The 16,052-nt window shown below is 63.6% G+C and carries 17 protein-coding genes; 9 read left to right on the top strand and 8 right to left on the bottom strand.

The genetic code is table 11. The features are described from left to right. Window positions 1-9 precede the first annotated feature (9 nt). The 4 genes from NDB2M4_RS10725 to NDB2M4_RS10710 form a co-directional block, all read right to left on the bottom strand. Entirely contained in the window at window positions 10-297 is a 288-nt protein-coding gene (locus tag NDB2M4_RS10725; RefSeq protein ID WP_072374454.1) for a type II toxin-antitoxin system RelE/ParE family toxin, read from the bottom strand. After that, complete coding sequence (locus tag NDB2M4_RS10720; protein ID WP_072374451.1) at window positions 294-530, bottom strand: hypothetical protein; 237 nt, start codon at window positions 528-530, stop codon at window positions 294-296. The genes NDB2M4_RS10725 and NDB2M4_RS10720 overlap by 4 nt, the downstream gene beginning before the upstream one ends. An 86-nt stretch (window positions 531-616) precedes the next feature. Beyond that, on the bottom strand, window positions 617-3,586 hold the full coding sequence (gene uvrA, locus NDB2M4_RS10715) for an excinuclease ABC subunit UvrA (RefSeq protein ID WP_083556155.1): 2,970 nt from the start codon (window positions 3,584-3,586) through the stop codon (window positions 617-619). Window positions 3,587-3,750: 164 nt separating this feature from the next. Then, on the bottom strand, window positions 3,751-4,476 hold the full coding sequence (locus tag NDB2M4_RS10710) for a glutathione S-transferase family protein (RefSeq protein WP_072374448.1): 726 nt from the start codon (window positions 4,474-4,476) through the stop codon (window positions 3,751-3,753). Window positions 4,477-4,563: 87 nt separating this feature from the next. Here NDB2M4_RS10710 and NDB2M4_RS10705 point away from each other — a divergent pair, with 87 nt between their 5' ends. From NDB2M4_RS10705 to NDB2M4_RS10695, 3 genes are all read left to right on the top strand, one after another. Further along, window positions 4,564-5,253 carry a helix-turn-helix transcriptional regulator gene (locus tag NDB2M4_RS10705; RefSeq protein ID WP_072374445.1) on the top strand — a complete coding sequence of 230 codons (690 nt, stop codon included), beginning with the start codon at window positions 4,564-4,566 and terminating at the stop codon, window positions 5,251-5,253. A 191-nt stretch (window positions 5,254-5,444) separates the two neighbouring features. Continuing rightward, the gene (locus NDB2M4_RS10700) at window positions 5,445-6,398 is read left to right on the top strand and encodes a hypothetical protein (RefSeq protein WP_072375061.1); all 954 of its coding nucleotides are present in this window, start codon (window positions 5,445-5,447) and stop codon (window positions 6,396-6,398) included. A gap of 113 nt (window positions 6,399-6,511) precedes the next feature. Further along, window positions 6,512-7,003, top strand: coding sequence for a VOC family protein (locus NDB2M4_RS10695; protein WP_072374443.1), 492 nt, complete (start codon window positions 6,512-6,514; stop codon window positions 7,001-7,003). An 11-nt stretch (window positions 7,004-7,014) separates the two neighbouring features. Here NDB2M4_RS10695 and NDB2M4_RS19965 read toward each other — a convergent pair whose 3' ends face one another. The 3 genes from NDB2M4_RS19965 to NDB2M4_RS10680 form a co-directional block, all read right to left on the bottom strand. Beyond that, window positions 7,015-7,587, bottom strand: coding sequence for an EF-hand domain-containing protein (locus NDB2M4_RS19965; protein ID WP_171988079.1), 573 nt, complete (start codon window positions 7,585-7,587; stop codon window positions 7,015-7,017). A 188-nt stretch (window positions 7,588-7,775) separates the two neighbouring features. Further along, a complete protein-coding gene (locus NDB2M4_RS10685; protein WP_072374438.1) occupies window positions 7,776-8,054 on the bottom strand; it encodes a DUF1289 domain-containing protein in 279 nt (92 codons plus the stop codon). A gap of 209 nt (window positions 8,055-8,263) precedes the next feature. After that, a complete protein-coding gene (locus NDB2M4_RS10680; protein WP_072374435.1) occupies window positions 8,264-8,563 on the bottom strand; it encodes a hypothetical protein in 300 nt (99 codons plus the stop codon). A 212-nt stretch (window positions 8,564-8,775) separates the two neighbouring features. On the opposite strand from NDB2M4_RS10680, the gene NDB2M4_RS10675 reads away from it, so the two are divergent. The 4 genes from NDB2M4_RS10675 (at window position 8,776) to NDB2M4_RS10660 (ending at window position 12,415) form a co-directional block, all read left to right on the top strand. Next, the gene (locus NDB2M4_RS10675; RefSeq protein WP_072374433.1) at window positions 8,776-9,315 is read left to right on the top strand and encodes a DUF6790 family protein; all 540 of its coding nucleotides are present in this window, start codon (window positions 8,776-8,778) and stop codon (window positions 9,313-9,315) included. Window positions 9,316-9,321: 6 nt separating this feature from the next. Next, the gene (locus NDB2M4_RS10670) at window positions 9,322-9,768 is read left to right on the top strand and encodes a hypothetical protein (protein ID WP_072374430.1); all 447 of its coding nucleotides are present in this window, start codon (window positions 9,322-9,324) and stop codon (window positions 9,766-9,768) included. After that, window positions 9,765-11,009: an FAD-dependent oxidoreductase gene (locus tag NDB2M4_RS10665; protein WP_072374427.1), complete on the top strand. Its 1,245-nt coding sequence runs from the start codon at window positions 9,765-9,767 to the stop codon at window positions 11,007-11,009. Before NDB2M4_RS10670 ends, NDB2M4_RS10665 begins: the two co-directional genes overlap by 4 nt. Window positions 11,010-11,089: 80 nt before the next feature. After that, window positions 11,090-12,415 (top strand): dicarboxylate/amino acid:cation symporter, encoded by a 1,326-nt coding sequence (locus tag NDB2M4_RS10660; RefSeq protein WP_171988078.1) that lies wholly within the window; start codon window positions 11,090-11,092, stop codon window positions 12,413-12,415. Window positions 12,416-12,506: 91 nt separating this feature from the next. On the opposite strand, the gene NDB2M4_RS10655 is transcribed toward NDB2M4_RS10660, so the two are convergent. Beyond that, a complete protein-coding gene (locus tag NDB2M4_RS10655; RefSeq protein ID WP_072374421.1) occupies window positions 12,507-12,881 on the bottom strand; it encodes a YkgJ family cysteine cluster protein in 375 nt (124 codons plus the stop codon). A 224-nt stretch (window positions 12,882-13,105) separates the two neighbouring features. Between NDB2M4_RS10655 and NDB2M4_RS10650 the strand changes: the two genes are divergently transcribed. Together NDB2M4_RS10650 and NDB2M4_RS10645 are read left to right on the top strand one after the other, a co-directional pair. After that, window positions 13,106-15,145: a pentapeptide repeat-containing protein gene (locus NDB2M4_RS10650; RefSeq protein WP_072374418.1), complete on the top strand. Its 2,040-nt coding sequence runs from the start codon at window positions 13,106-13,108 to the stop codon at window positions 15,143-15,145. A gap of 246 nt (window positions 15,146-15,391) precedes the next feature. Then, window positions 15,392-15,895: a single-stranded DNA-binding protein gene (locus tag NDB2M4_RS10645; RefSeq protein ID WP_072374415.1), complete on the top strand. Its 504-nt coding sequence runs from the start codon at window positions 15,392-15,394 to the stop codon at window positions 15,893-15,895. Window positions 15,896-16,052: the final 157 nt, after the last annotated feature.

Here is a 16,052-nt window from a genome sequence, read left to right as displayed (position 1 = left end):
GGGTCTCGGTCATTCTTGCGTGCGGTCTTGGGCGCCGTGCCAGATGCGGATGATTTGTAGCTCGGCGTTGGTGAAGCGGTACCAGACGACGAGGCGGGTGCCGGGGATCCACGTTTCCCAGATGTCCTTGCCAGCGATGTGCTTGCCGGCACGTGGATGGCGGGTGAGGAACTTCTCGAAGAACGCATCGCACCGCGCCTTGAGGTGAAGGGCGGCGGGCAGCGCTTGGTTGTCGATGAGGTATTCGATTTGGGCGGCGAGATCATCCGCAGCGCGCGGATCGAACGTGATCCTCACTTGCCGGCTGCTTTTAGCTTTGCGTCGAGGCGGGCTTTCACCTCGTCATACGGAACGCCGGCGCCGGCATCGAGGCGGGCGATTGCGGCGTCGATCTTGGCCTTCTCGCTGTCGGGAAGTGTGGCGTAGATCGTGTCATCGCTTGCAGCATAGGAGGCAGCCGCGAGAAAGTCCTCGAAGGCGTCATCTGACAGGGCTTCGATAAAAGGCGCGATGCGCTCGATGCGGCTCATGGGCGAACCTCGCTATCTTCCGGCTGCGCGGCCAACGATCAGCTTCATCGTGCCAAAATAGCATCGTTGCCCGCCAGCGAAAACTCTTACTCCGCGGCTTGTTTGCGGGGTTTCTTGGCTGGGGTCGGAGCCGTGCGGGACATGACGGGCTTCAGGTAATGCCCGGTGTGGCTGGCCTTCGTGGCCGCGATGGTTTCGGGGGTGCCTTCGGCTACGACACGGCCGCCGCCGTCGCCGCCTTCGGGGCCCATGTCGATGATCCAGTCGGCGGTCTTGATCACTTCCAGATTGTGCTCGATGACGACGACGGTGTTGCCGGCGTCGGCCAGCTCGTGCAGCACCTCCAAGAGCTTCGCCACGTCGTGAAAGTGCAGGCCCGTGGTCGGCTCATCCAAGATGTAGAGCGTGCGGCCGGTGGCGCGGCGTGACAACTCCTTCGACAGCTTGATGCGCTGGGCTTCGCCGCCCGACAGCGTCGTCGCCTGCTGGCCAATCTTGATGTAGCCGAGGCCGACGCGGGCGAGCGTTTCCATCTTGTCGCGAATGGAGGGCACGGCGGAGAAGAACTTGGCGCCTTCCTCGACGGTCATGTCGAGCACGTCGGCGATGGACTTCTCGCGGTAGGTGATCTCCAGCGTCTCGCGGTTGTAGCGCTTGCCCTTGCAGACGTCGCAGGTGACGTAGACGTCGGGCAGGAAGTGCATCTCGATCTTGATGACGCCGTCGCCCTGGCAGGCTTCGCAGCGGCCGCCCTTGACGTTGAAGGAGAAGCGGCCAGGGCCGTAGCCGCGCGCCTTGGCTTCGGGCAGGCCCGCGAACCAGTCGCGGATGGGCGTGAAGGCGCCGGTGTAGGTCGCGGGGTTGGAGCGCGGCGTGCGGCCGATGGGCGACTGGTCGATGTCGATGACCTTGTCGAGATGTTCGAGGCCCTCGATGCGCTTGTGGGCGCCGGCGTGGATGCGCGCGCCGTTCAGCTTGCGGGCGGCGGCGGCGAACAGCGTGTCGATGATGAGCGAGGATTTGCCCGAGCCCGATACGCCGGTGACGCAGGTGAGAAGGCCGAGCGGGATGTCGGCGGTGACGTCCTGCAGGTTGTTCTCGGTGGCGCCGACGACGCGCAGGAAGCGGCCCTTCTGCGGCTGGCGGCGCTGCTTGGGCAGCGGCACCTGGCGCTCGCCGGAGAGGTATTGCCCGGTGAGGCTCTTGGGGTTGGCCATGATCTCGGCGGGCGTGCCCTGGGCGATCACCTCGCCGCCGTGGATGCCGGCGCCGGGGCCGATGTCGACGACGTGGTCGGCCTGCATGATGGCGTCCTCGTCGTGCTCGACGACGATGACGGTGTTGCCGATGTCGCGCAGGTGCTTGAGCGTGCCGAGCAGGCGGTCGTTGTCGCGCTGGTGCAGGCCGATGGACGGCTCGTCGAGGACGTAGAGCACGCCGGTGAGGCCGGAGCCGATTTGCGAGGCGAGGCGGATGCGCTGGCTTTCGCCGCCCGACAGGGTGCCGGACGAGCGCGACAGGGTCAGATATTCGAGGCCGACGTCGTTGAGGAACTGCAGGCGCTCGCGGATCTCCTTGAGGATGCGCGTGGCGATTTCGTTCTGCTGCTTGGTGAGCGTCTTGGGCAGCTCGGCGAACCACTGGTTGGCCGCCTTGATCGACATGTCGGTGACTTCGCCGATGTGGCGGCCGTTGACCTTGACGGCGAGCGCTTGCGGCTTGAGGCGATAGCCGCCGCAGGCTTCGCACGGGTGCGAGCCCTGGTAGCGCTCGAGTTCTTCGCGCACCCAGTCGGAATCGGTTTCGCGCCAGCGGCGCTCGATGTTGCCGATGACGCCTTCGAAGGCTTTTACGGTCTTGTAGTTACGGGTGCCGTCGAAATAGGTGAAGGTGATCTCGTCCTCGCCGGTGCCGTAGAGAAGCGCCAGCTGCACGTGCTTGGGCAGCTTGTTCCAGGGCGTGTCCATCGACACGTCGAAGTGCTTGGTGAGGCTTTCGAGCGTCTGCTCGTAGTAGGGCGAGGAGGCGCCGGTCTTGGCCCACGGGACGATGGCACCGTCGGCGAGCGACAGGTCGGCGTTGGGCACGACGAGGTCGGGCTCGAACTGCAGTTCGGTGCCGAGGCCGTCGCAGGTGGGGCAGGCGCCGGCGGGGGCGTTGAACGAGAAGAGGCGCGGCTCGATCTCGTCGATGGTGAAGCCTGAGACGGGGCAGGCGAAGCGGGCGGAGAAGATGACGCGCTCGTGCGTCTCGTTCTTCGACTTGTTGGCGCCTTTGGTTTCGGAATCGGGCAGCGGCTTGTCGGCGAACTCGACGACGGCGACCTGCTCCTCGACGAGGTTGAGGGCGGTTTCGAAACTGTCGGCGAGGCGCTTGGCAATGTCGGCGCGCACGACGAGGCGGTCGATGACGACCTCGATGTCGTGCTTGAACTTCTTGTCGAGCTTGGGCGCCTCGTCGATCTCGTAGAAGGTGCCGTTGACCTTGACGCGCTGGAAGCCCTTCTTCTGCAGCTCGGCGAGTTCCTTCTTGAACTCGCCTTTGCGGCCGCGGGCGATGGGCGCCATCAGGTAGATGCGCGTGCCTTCGGGCAGGCCGAGCACGCGATCGACCATCTGCGAGACGGTCTGGCTTTCGATGGGGAGGCCGGTGGCGGGCGAATAGGGCACGCCGACGCGCGCGAACAGCAGGCGCAGGTAGTCGTAGATTTCGGTGACGGTGCCGACCGTGGAGCGCGGGTTCTTGGAGGTCGTCTTCTGCTCGATGGAGATGGCGGGCGACAGGCCGTCGATGTGGTCGACGTCCGGCTTCTGCATCATCTCGAGGAACTGGCGGGCGTAGGCGGAGAGGCTTTCGACGTAACGACGCTGGCCCTCGGCATAGATGGTGTCGAAGGCGAGCGAGGATTTGCCCGAGCCGGACAGGCCCGTGAACACGACGAGGGCGTCGCGCGGGATCTCGAGGTCGACGTTCTTGAGATTGTGCTCGCGCGCGCCGCGGACGTGGATGGTTTTCATCAACGACGGGGCGGCGGGCGTCTTAGGGGGTTTGGCCATGGAGACTTGTCTAACCGACGCCGAGAAGGGCAGCAATTGCCGGGAACCAGGGAAAATGGACGGGCGGGCGGGGGCGCGCCCGTGGATACGTGCCCCCATAGATAATGTCGGGCGGGGCCCGGCGAAAGCGCCGCAACTGTCGCGCTTGCCGGGCTCGCTGGCGGTCAGGCGGCCTTTGCAGTCCCCGCTGCCAGGGCTGGATAATACTCCTGCATCATGCGGTCGCGGTAGGCGACGAGGTTGTCCTGCAACTCGGCGGCAATACGGATCGGGGTCTTGAAGCAGGGGGCCAGAGCGGCGGCAACGAAGGCAAAAATGGTCGCGTCGGCGCCGCACGGCCGCGGGCCCATCAGATAGGGCTTGTCGCCGAGGAAGTCGGCGATGGCCCCGAGGTCGCGGACGGCGAGCTGGCAGATCTCGTCTTCGGTGTGCCGGCCGATGCCATGGCCCTTCAGGTTGCGGCGAACCTCGCGGCGGACCAGGGCACAGATGAGCGGCCGCAGGGGAGCGGGCGCGGTGTCGAAGAAATGGCGCGGGCCGATGTCGAAATTCTCGTCGATCATCCAGCGGGCGTGCACCAGCGCGAAGTAGAGGTGCTCTTCGCACATTTTCTCGAACGCCCAGGCGGTGGCGCGCTGCGCGGGGGTGAGGCCGACGTCGAAATCCGTTGCATAGCGGCGCTGCAGATGGAGCCGGATGAAGGTCGAGTCGGCGACGATGAGGCCATCATCCTCGATGTAGGGGAGCTTGCCCTTGGGCGCCTTGCGGAAACCGGTGGTGTCGACGCGGTAGGGCAGGCCTGACATTTTCAGCAGCACGTCGGCCTTGGTGACGAAGGGGCTGGAGTCAGGCAGTCCGAAATTGGGGCCAAAGGCATACAATGTGATCATCGGGCACCTGTTTGAGTTTTGCTGCCGCAGACCGTACTGACATGCTACTGACAACAATGGTCAGTAGTGTTCTGGCAGTAGTCATCCATGGCGCGCGCAGACCGACTCCTTCGATTGCTGCAGATATTGCGACGTCACCGCAGGCCGGTGACGGCGAGCGTCATCGCGGACGAGCTGGAGGTGTGTCAGCGCACCGTCTATCGCGACATCGCCGGACTGATTGACGAGGGTGTGCCAATCCGCGGCGAAGCCGGCATCGGCTACGTTCTCGGCGACGGCTACGATCTGCCACCACTCATGTTCAACGCCGACGAGATCGAAGCGATGCTCGTCGGGCTGCGCTGGGTGGAAGCGCGAGGCGATGCCTCGCTGGCGCGGGCGGCGGCCGATGTCGTTGCCAAGATCGGCCAGATGCTGCCGGTGCACTTGAAGCCGGTGCTGTTCGAGCCGGCTGTCGATGCGCCGCGGTGGCCTCTGGAATTGCCGGACGAGACGATCGATGTGGCTTCGCTGCGCGCTGCCATCCGCAATTGTCGCAAGGTCGAGATTGCCTACAGCGACGAGAAGGGCAGGGCGACGACGCGTGTCATCTGGCCGTTGGCGCTGGGATATTTCGAGATGTCGCGGATCGTCATCGCGTGGTGCGAAATGCGTGATGATTTTCGCCACTTCCGCACCGACCGCGTGCGCCGCGCGGAAATTTCCGCACAACGGTATCCGGGGTCGCGCGCAAAGCTGCTGGCGCGGTGGCGGGCGACGATGAACGGCGCGTGCTGATCGAGGTGTCACAATGACCCGGCGGTATGGGGTTCGGGTGTCATCATTTCGATGCCATAATGAGGCGCCCAAGTGCGCGGGATCACTGGGCCAAAGCACGCGCAATTGGTTCATAGAGGAAACTCGTGAGGGGAATTTCGCTCTTGCCGTCACGAACGCGCCATCTCGATCGCATCGCTGGCGGACTGATCATGGCTGCCGCGGCGCTCGTCTGGTCGGGTAGTTGTTTTGCGGCCGACCCGCTGACAGGTGTACCCGCTTGGTTGCGTGCCCACGTTGGCTACAATGACGGGCAGATCGCTCCCGTGGTGCTGGAGCGTGCGCGCGCGCTCTATCTGCGGAAGACGCGTGCGGGGACGGCGAGCAACCCCTGCTACTTCGCCATGGACGCGACGCGCCCGAGCAAGTTGAGCAACGGGCAACTGGGGCGGCGGTTCTATATCATCTGCGAAGCAAAGCGGTCGTTCGAGGCGATTTCCGCGGGCCACGGTGGCGGGCGTCGTCTGCTGGGCATTGTGGACTTTTCCAACGGCAAGGTCTGCGCGCGCAATTTCGGCAATGCCATGAGTTCCAGCCTGACGGCGGGCGGCGCTTATGTGACGAGCGAGCAGACCACGTCATTCAAGGGCTATTACCGCCGGCCCGGCGGACAGCAGGCGCCGCTGATGCGCTCGTTCGTGCAGTTCGATGGAGAAGGCGAGACGGCCAATGCACGAAAGCGCGAGATCGGTGGACACGCGGCCGTGCTGCTGCGAAAGGCGTGCCTGAGCAAAAAGCCGGACAGCCCCTACGCGGACACCAAAGGCTTCGTGCCGCTGGGTACGATCGAGAACTATTCCGACGGGCGGAGCAGCGGCTGCACGAGCTGGTCGCCGGCGGATGCTTCGCGGATTGTCGGGATGCTGAAGGAGAAGCCGGCGACGCTCTACATCTATCCGGAATCGCGCGACATCGAAGCGGTCGCGAAGGCTGTGAAGACGGGGTCGGCTTTGTCGGCCAGCGGGGCATATTGGAATGCGTCGTGTCTGGCGGCGATAGGTACCCCGAGGTTCTGGGCGAAAGAGCGGCTGGAGCCAATCGTTGCGCGGTATGAGAAAGCCCACCCCGCGCCACCTCCGCAGCCGACGCCGATCTGCGCACGTTGAGGAAACGTGCGAGCGTGCCCATGCGTGAGGCTGCGCCTCGCGGCGGAACTGCTCGGGGCATTCGATGCTTTCATGGGGTGGGAAGCATGAAATCGCAATTGGGAGGCCGACCGATGGTGCAGGAACGCGCGACGCCCAAGAACACCGTCTGCATTTGGTATGACAAGGATGCGGAGGCTGCCGCACACTTCTATGCGCAAACCTTTCCCGACAGCGCGGTGGATGCGGTGCTGCGCGCCCCGGGCGACTATCCGTCGGGCCAGGAAGGCGATGTGCTCGTCGTCCAATTCACCGTCGCGGGGATTGCGTGCGTCGGGCTCAACGGCGGACCGGCGTTCAAGCAGTCGGAAGCCTTCTCATTTCAGATCGCGACCGACGACCAGGAAGAGACGGACCGCTACTGGAACGCGATCGTCGGAAACGGCGGGCAGGAGAGCGCCTGCGGCTGGTGCAAGGACAAGTGGGGCGTCAACTGGCAGATCACGCCGCGGGTGCTGACCGAGGCACTCGCCATCGGTGGCGATGAGGCGAAGCGCGCATTCGCGGCGATGATGGATATGCGCAAGATCGACGTAGCGAAGATCGTCGCCGCGCGCCGCGGTTAAGCGAGCGGGGGTCAGTTCGGCCAGGAGCTGCTGGAGCCTCCGCCCATGTCTGGAGAACTCCCGGATCCGCCACCAGGGCCGCCGCGTCCGGGGCCACCGCCGCCCGGCGGTCCGCCTCCGCCTTCAGGCGAGCTCTGTATCGAGCGGGCAGCGGAAAGTTCCGTCGATGTCAGAACGCAGTCGGTATCGCGATCCAGCAAGGTGAATGCCGGGTTGGTGTGCTCGAGCATTTCGGGACGGGTGACTTTGCCATCCTTGTTGGTGTCCCAATATTTGAATCCGGCGGTGGCAAACAGGCGGTCCGTTTGTACGAGCTTTGCAAACTCCTCCTCGCTCAGCGCGCCGTCCTTCGATTTGTCCACGGTGGCTACGAGTTCGATCACATAAGCCTGCCACTCGCCGCAGGTGACCTGGCCGTCGTGGTTGCGGTCCCACGTGTTCGCGGCCATGACGAACATGCGATCGGCTTCGCTCACATTCTGTCCGGGACCGGGGTTACCTCCCATGGGGCCGCCGATGGGTGCGCATCCGAGCAATGACGCGAGGAGGGGCAGTGCCATGCCGTGCTTGATCAGCGCAGACATGGCGCGATGCGAGGAGCGTCTATGCATGTTTCCCGTCGGTTCGTAGCGAAAGCGAGACAAGCCTTATTGGGCGCGCAGCCGAACTCTAGTGCGGCGGCGATATGCTCGAAAACGGGCGATTGGTTTCGCAGTGTTTCCGTTGTTTCGGCGTGTTGCTGGCCGTGTTCGGAGTTTGCTGAGACCGTTGCTCAGCTCTCGGCAGGCGCCGGCGCGCTGGCCAATGCGGGGTGATCGAGGGGGCAGTCCAGGCGCTTCTTGCGGCAGCGGCGGCGGTAGGCGCGCTCCCAATTGACCTTGAGGCCGATCTGGAACTGCTGGACGCGCAAGCATCCGATGAACCGGCGCTTGGCCTTCTTGCCGTCCAGCCGCTTGAACTTCTTTTTCTGCTTCTTCGTCATGCCGCAGCCGATGCAATGGCCGGCATTGCTGAACTTGCAGACGTCGATGCAGGGGGAGGGGATTTTCATGCGGCGAGGCTGGTGCCAGTCGAAAGGTGAGCTTGCGGTCTGTGCGACTGACATAGGCATGCGAGCGGTCGCGCGAAAGGTATTGAGGCACGCGCAGGCGCAGATGGGTCGGCGCGGGCAGAGCTAATCGCATCGGGCAAGAAAAAAGGCCGCGGAAGACGGGTTCCGCGGCCTGCGGGCGCAAACATCGCCCGTAAGATTGCTAGTCGTTATTTCTTCTTCTCGCCGGGCTCCTGAACGGAGATCAGCGACTCGCCGTTGGAGCTGATGACATCATCTCCCTTGACCTTCCAGGAGAAGCCCCAGGGGCCGGTGATGCCACAGCCTTCGGGGCAATCGACCTTGATCTCCTTGCCAGCGGCGATGGTCTCGACCTTTTCGGAATTACCGAGGTCGACGCCAACAGTGAACTCGCCGGCTGATGTGTTCTTGACCGTGACGGCCGCGGCTGCGGGTCCGGCAAGGGCGAGAGCAAACGCTGCGGCTGCTACGGCGGTGAGAACCTTCATTGCTTCCTCCGATTGGGTTGCTGTCGTCCATACGCACCTGCTTCTGTCGGCAGGGCTGAAGGGAAAATGGTTTCGTCATGCCGGGACGGCAAGGCTATATCGTTGCAAAATTTGGAATTGAAATTTTGTAAACTCTCGTTCCGCACACGCGGTCTTAGGAACCGCCGAACTATGTTGCGATGCAGATAAACCTATCGGTAACAGAGGTTCACATGGGCGAGCTCATTCGACTGGCGATGAGCAACTTCACGCTGACGTTTTTTGTGTTCGGCGTGGTCGCTGCACTGATCGCGATCGCGTTGAAGCCGGGCGGCTTCGCGCTCGACAACGTGGCGGAAGAGCTGCTCGCCTACTTCATCTTGTTCACTGTGGCGATCGCCTACTTCTACAACTTCGTGGTCCACGTGTTCTTCGGCGATGTGGCGGCGAGCTTCATCGGCTGGGCGAATAGCCCGTTCCAGGCCGAGGTGGGCTATGCAAGTCTTGGTTTTGCGGCGGTGGGGCTGCTCGCCTTCAAGGGCAACTGCATGGTGCGGCTGGCGGCTATCCTCGGGCCGGCGCTTTTCCAATGGGGCGCTGCGATCGGGCACGTCCGCAACATCGCGGAGACGGGGAACATGGCGCCAGGCAATGCCGGCGTGATGCTCTATTCGGATATTCTGCTGCCGGTCATCGGCTTTGCGCTTTTGTGGTTCAAACGTTCGACAGACGGGTCCGGTATACCCGGCGGCGCTGGCAAGGCTTACGGGTGATCTGAGATGGCAAATGCATCGCGACAGCTGACGGTGCTGAAGTGGGGGCTGCTGATTTTCGGCGTGTTGTTCATTGCCGGCGCGGTGGCGATCATCGGTGTCGTCTATTGGGCGAGCGGCATTGAAAGCGTGAAGGTGACGGAATCCGACCTCGCGATCGGCGGCAGCTATCCGCCTGAGGAGCGGCAGGCACTGCTGGACGCGTGCGAGAAGCGCAATGTGCCGAAGCAGCAGGACAGTTGCAGCTGTCTTGCCGACAAGGCCGGCACAGATCTATCGCGCTTCTTGCGACTTGTGTTGACGGCTAGTCTCGAAGGAAGTGCGAGCAAGGTTGTCGCCATCACCAAGGGATTGATGGAGAGCGGCGTCGCACCGGAAAAAGTGAACAGTGTCGAGAAAGAATCGGAACAGCGCTTCGAGGGACTGATGCAGGCTTGCGGATTCAATCGATGAACGGAGATGCAGCATCTCCGGCCGAACGTCTCGATACCACGTGCTGTATCGTCGGCGGTGGTCCGGCGGGGATGGTGCTGGGTTTGCTGTTGGCGCGCTCGGGTATCGAAGTGGTGGTGCTGGAGAAGCACGCCGACTTCCTGCGCGATTTCCGGGGAGACACCATTCATCCTTCAACACTGCAGTTGATGGATGAGCTAGGTCTGCTCGATGAGCTGCTGAAGCTGCCGCACAACAAGGTGCAGAAGGTGTCGGTCGAGATCGGTGGAGAGGACGTCGCCTTCGCCGACTTCTCGTTTCTGCCGAAGCGGCATGCGTTCATCGCGCTGATGCCGCAATGGGACTTTCTGGATTTTCTCGCCGAGAAGGCGCGGGCGTATAAGAACTTCAAGCTGGTGATGCAGGCGAACGTCGTGGACCTGATCCGCGACCGTCACCGCATAGCGGGCGTGCGTGCACTGACGCCGAATGGACCGCTTGACGTCCATGCGGCGCTGACGGTCGGCTGCGATGGGCGTCATTCGACGGTACGTGCCAAGGCTGGTCTTCCGGTGGAGGACGTAGGCGCGCCGATCGACGTTCTATGGATGCGGATCTCGCGCAAGCCTGGCGATCCTGAGACGGGCGGTCATCTCAATGCCGGCAGCTTCATCGCCGTACTCGATCGGGGTGACTACTTCCAGATCGCCTATGTCATTCCCAAGGAAGCCGCGGACAGGATCAAGGCAGCGGGATTGCCGGCATTCCGCCAAAAGCTGGCCGCGGCGTTGCCGTTCCTTGCCGGGCGTGTCGACGAATTGCAGACGTGGGACGATGTCAAACTGCTGAGCGTCAAGATCGATCGGCTGCGCACGTGGTACCGCACCGGGCTGCTTTGCATCGGCGACGCGGCGCATGCGATGTCGCCGGTGGGGGGCGTCGGGATCAACCTTGCGATCCAGGATGCAGTGGCGGCGGCCAATATTCTCTGGAAGCCGCTGAAGGATGGAACGCTGACGACGTTCGATCTTGCCAAGGTCCAGCATCGGCGAACCTTGCCCACGCGGGTGACGCAGCGTCTGCAGGTGCTGGCACAGAACCGCTTCGCGCAGCCCGTTCTGCGCTCGACCGCGCCATTGCAAGTGCCGTGGGCATTGCGATTGTTGGGGCGGACCCCGCTGCTGCAGCGTATCCCGGCGCGGATCGTTGGCGTCGGGATCAGGCCGGAGCATGTGCAATCCCCTGCGGGACCGGTCGGCTGAGACGCGATTAGTAGCGACTGATTGCCTGTGGCAAGACGAATTGCTTAGATCGCCCGGCGGGAAGCCAGCGGGGGGCGATGATGGCCGAGGCGGTTGCGGGACAGGACGTGAAGCCGAAACGCCGGCCGTTCTACCGGCTGCTCTACGTGCAGGTTCTCTTCGCTATTGTGCTGGGCTTTCTGGTCGGCTGGCTTGCGCCGCACGTCGCCGAAAGTCCGTGGATGAAGGCGCTCGGTGATGGCTTCATCAAGCTGATCAAGATGGCGATCGCGCCGATCATCTTCTGCACCGTTGTGTCGGGCATCTCGCACATCGAGGATGCGAAGAAGGTGGGGCGCGTTGGTGTCAAAGCACTCGTCTACTTCGAGCTGGTGTCGACCCTGGCGCTGGTGCTCGGCCTGGTGGTTGGCAATGTGTGGCGCCCCGGGGACGGTTTTTCCGGAACGGCCGATGCCGCCGCTGTTGCCGACTATGCGAACCGCGCGACGCATCAGTCGACGGTCGAGTTCATCCTGCACATCATCCCGAACAGTCTCGTTGGCGCGTTTGCCGATGGCGAGATCTTGCAGGTGCTGCTGATCTCGATCCTGTTCGGGTTCTCGCTGATGGTGCTGGGCGAACGCGGGCACACGGTGCGCGCTCTGGTCGATGATATGGGGCACGCTTTCTTCGGCGTGATCGCCGTGATCATGAAGGCTGCGCCGATCGGTGCGTTCGGCGCCATGGCGTACACGATCGGCAAGTATGGCCCGTCGGCGCTGGGCAATCTCGCGGGGCTGATCGCGGCGTTCTATGTGACGTCGGCGCTGTTCGTGGTGGTAGTGCTGGGCCTGATCGCGCGGGCGGCGGGTTTTTCCATGTTCCGCTTCCTCGCTTACATCCGCGATGAGCTGCTTTTGGTGCTGGGCACGTCTTCATCGGAAAGCGCGCTGCCGCAGCTGATGGAGAAGCTGGAGAGGCTGGGATGCTCGAAGTCGGTGGTGGGCCTGGTCGTGCCCACCGGCTATTCGTTCAATCTCGATGGCACCAACATCTATCTGACGCTGGCGACCTTGTTCATCGCGCAGGCGCTGGGCGTGGAGCTGACGTTCGGCGAGCAGCTCGTGATCCTCGGCGTTGCGATGCTGACGTCAAAGGGGGCGAGCGGGGTGACGGGAGCAGGGTTCGTCGCCTTGGCGGCAACGCTGGCGGTGGTCAGCCCGGCGCTGGTGCCGGGCATGGCGATCGTGCTCGGCATCGACAAGTTCATGAGCGAGTGCCGGGCGCTCACCAATATCATCGGCAACGGTGTGGCGACGATCGTGGTGTCGGCGTGGGAGGGCGAGCTCGACCGCGAGAAGCTGGCGCGTGGGCTTGAGCGGCGGGTCGATCCGTCGGACGTCGAAACGGCCGTGACGACGGGCTAGCGGCGAAAGAATGAGGCTGCGCCGCTCGTTCGCTGGGTCCCGGGTCTCGCCGGCCGCGGCCTGCTCGCCCGGAATGACAGGCGAAACGGTGTCAGTCCTCGTGATTTGTGAGGGCGACGAACTTCTCGTCCTCCTGAGCGCGGCGCTCGAAGGAGAGGAAGTCGTAGTAGCCGCAACGGCCGCCGCCCGGGAACGACCGGCATACACTCGGCCGGGCCAGATAAATCGTGCAGCAGCGCTCCTTGGTGTCGAAGAAGCGGCAGATGCGGCCGTAGATGTCATCCTTTTTGCGCCGCATGGCGTACTTGCGGCCATGGTCCTCCTTGGTAAAGGCCTGTTTGGCCGCCTCGAAGGTCATGTTGTGATGACGGGCCAGGCGCTCGACATCGCGCTTATCCAAGGGGATGAGCGGGTATGAGCAGCAATAACCGGGGCATTTGCGGCAGTTATACTGAGCGGCGCTCACGCGGGGTGCTCTCCTGCGGTGTTTCGGCCACCCTTGGGCCGCTACGGACGTCGAGAGTCGCGATGGTGCCGACTCTTGCTTGACTCATGCAATGCAGCATGGGGAAAGAGCAAGGGGGATGATGGGGTTCTGTAACGCGCGGGGGAAAAACGCGCGCCAGATGTCACACTTTCTCCCATAAGGTCTGCGTAGTTCGCACGCGTTCAGCGTGGGGGTGTCACTGCATGACGGACAGGGCTCGTCTTTCTCCCGAAACCGAGACGCCGGTCAATCCCTACAGTCTGCTCGAGGCGGTGAACAGCTCGAGTGACACCGCGCACACCGGCTGGCTGATTTTCCTCGCCATCATGACCTATCTGGTGATTGCGGTTGCCGGTGTCACGCACGAGGCGCTGCTGCTGGAAACCCCGGTGCAGCTGCCGATCCTGCAGGTGAAGATCCAGCTCAAGCAATTCTTCCAGTTTGCGCCGATCGTGCTGGTGCTGTTCCACCTGGGGATACTGTCACAATTGGTGCTGCTGGCGCGCAAGGCGCTCGAGTTCGACCAGGCGATCCGCTATCTGGAGCTGTCCAACAAGCGCACGCACCCGCTGCGGCTCGAGGTGCACAATTTCTTCTTGGTGCAGGCGTTGGCGGGTCCGCAGCGTTCGGCTGTGATGAGCGGCTTCCTGAACCTCATTTCCTGGCTCACCATCGTCATTCTGCCGGTGGTGCTGCTGCTCTACATGCAGGTGGCATTCCTGCCCTATCACGACGTCACCACGACGTGGATCAACCGCATTTTCCTGACGCTGGATATCGCGGGAATCCTCTTGATCGGCGTGTTCCTGATGCGGGCCGAAACCTCGTTTTTCCAGGCGTTTCTGCGCTCCACGATCACGCATCCGCTGAGCGTCGTCGCGACGGTGCTGGTGCTGATGGTGGCGGCATACCTGTCATACTTCTCGGCGACCGTGCCGGGTGAGCGGCTGGACCGGATCGGACAGCGGCTGACGGGGCTGGTTTCGCCCGCCGTTGGGGGCAAGGTGCAGCAGGGTGGCGGCTTTGCGCTGCCGTTCGTCAACGCTTCGTCGGATGGAGCGCTGTTCGGGATATTCCGGCGCAATCTCGTCGTGACCGATTCCGATCTCGTCGCCGACCGGGATGAAGGGGCCGACAAATCGCTGCGGCTGCGGGGACGTGATCTGCGTTTTGCAAAGCTCGACCGCACTGACCTGTCGGGAGCCGACCTGACGGGCGCAAAGCTCGATGGGGCGAGCCTCGTTGGCGCCAACCTGCAAAACGTCTCGCTGGCTTGCGCGGAGCCGGATGTGGTTCTGCTCAGCAACAACCGGGTGAAGGGGCGGTGCGCCTCGGCGAAGGGGGCCGATTTCAGCCGCGCCAAGTTGGGCCAGGGGAAGCTATGGGGCATCGACCTCGATGGCGCCAAGCTCGACGAGGCGCTCGTCGAAGGGGCGGAACTGGCGAACGCCTCGCTGGTCGGGGCGTCGTTGTCGAATGCGCGCCTGGACAAGGCGGACCTCACAGGCGGGGTGCGAGCCGAGGGTGCAAACTTCCTCAATGCCTCGCTGCAGGGGGCAGATCTCACCGGCGCGCAGCTGCAGCTGGCCGATTTTTCCAGCGCCTCGCTGCAGGGGGCGCTGCTGAACTTCGCGCGGCTCGATGGTGCAGTGCTGCGTGACGCCAGCATCGAAGCTGCCAGCCTGCAGAATGCGCGGCTGCTCGGCGTCGACATGACTGGCATGAAGATGACGGGCAGCGACCTCCGGGGCGCAGCCGTGTGGATGACGCAGCCGCCGACGTGGGATTCTACCGGGCTTACGGACTTGAGCCAGCTGGTGGTGCGGGCGCCCGACGAGCAGGAGCGGGCGGCGATGAAGGGGCGGATGGAGCAGATTGCCGATCCGGAGCTGCGGCAGCGGAGCCAGGAGTTCGTGGCGCAGGTGGCGGCGCAGGACGCAAAGTGGAGCGGCTCGCTCGATCAGCAGCGCTGGCAGAGCTGGATCGGGGCTTCGCCGGTTCCGCCGGCTCTGAACTATACCGTCGACCTCACGACGTACCTGACCAAGCTGATGTGCAGCGCGCGGTGGAGCAATGGGGGCGTTGCCACGGGCATCGCGCGGCGGGCGCTGGCGCCTCAGTTCCGCGGCGATGTGGTTTCGGTCTATGACGGACTGCGGGCAACTTCCTGCCCGGCCGCGAGTACCATGCCTGAAAAGGTGATGCGCGATCTGTCATCGACCGCGGAAACCGTGCGCAACTAGGCGCGGCCGCGGTCTCCTCGTTCGTGGTGCTGCCCCCCTTGCAGAGCGGCAAATTCTACCCTAGCTTAAGAACATATAGCGAACGTGCAAACACAATCATGTGCAAACCTCGACCCGGACCGTATTCGGGCGGCGCGATAGGGTAACTAAGGTTGCGAGTGCGACTCATCGTGGCTGATGCGGCGGGTGAGGAGCTTGAGGGCTTTCGGCGCCCGCTTGGCGCCACGGAATGCGAGGAGTGACGGCATGGCTGGTTCGGTCAACAAGGTGATCCTGGTCGGCAATCTCGGTAGGGATCCGGAGATCCGCCGCACGCAGGATGGCCGTCCGATCGCCAACCTGCGCATCGCCACGAGCGACACCTGGCGCGACAAGGCGACGGGCGAGCGGCGCGAGAAGACCGAGTGGCACTCGGTCGTGATCTTCAATGAGAACCTGTGCAAGCTCGCTGAGCAGTACCTGCGCAAGGGCTCCAAGGTTTTCATCGAGGGCGCGCTGCAGACGCGCAAGTGGCAGGACCAGTCGGGTCAGGACCGTTACTCGACCGAAGTCGTGCTGCAGGGCTTCAACGGCAATCTCACCATGCTCGATGGCCGCTCGGGCGGCATGAGCGAGGGCGGTCAGTCAGATTACGCCGGCGACACGGGCGGTTACTCCGACGCGCCTCCGGCTCGTTCGGCCCCGCGCGGGGGCGGAGCGAAGAGCAGCGGTAACTTCGACAAGCAGCTGGACGACGAAATTCCGTTCTGAGCCACGCTACTCCCGTACTTCGACCCCGGGGTGTTTCCCCGGGGTTTTTTCGTGGCTGCCGGCTGTTCCGGGCGGTCACGCGCGCTTCAACCGGTTTTGGCTGCGGTATGAAGGGTTAATGCTGGGCCGCTCACGTGCAGCCTGCATTCAGGTTGAT

This window comes from Hyphomicrobium sp. NDB2Meth4, from assembly GCF_900117445.1.
GTDB lineage: Bacteria > Pseudomonadota > Alphaproteobacteria > Rhizobiales > Hyphomicrobiaceae > Hyphomicrobium_A.
Note: the sequence above shows the minus strand (reverse complement) of the source record. Positions and strands in the feature narration are given on the sequence as shown.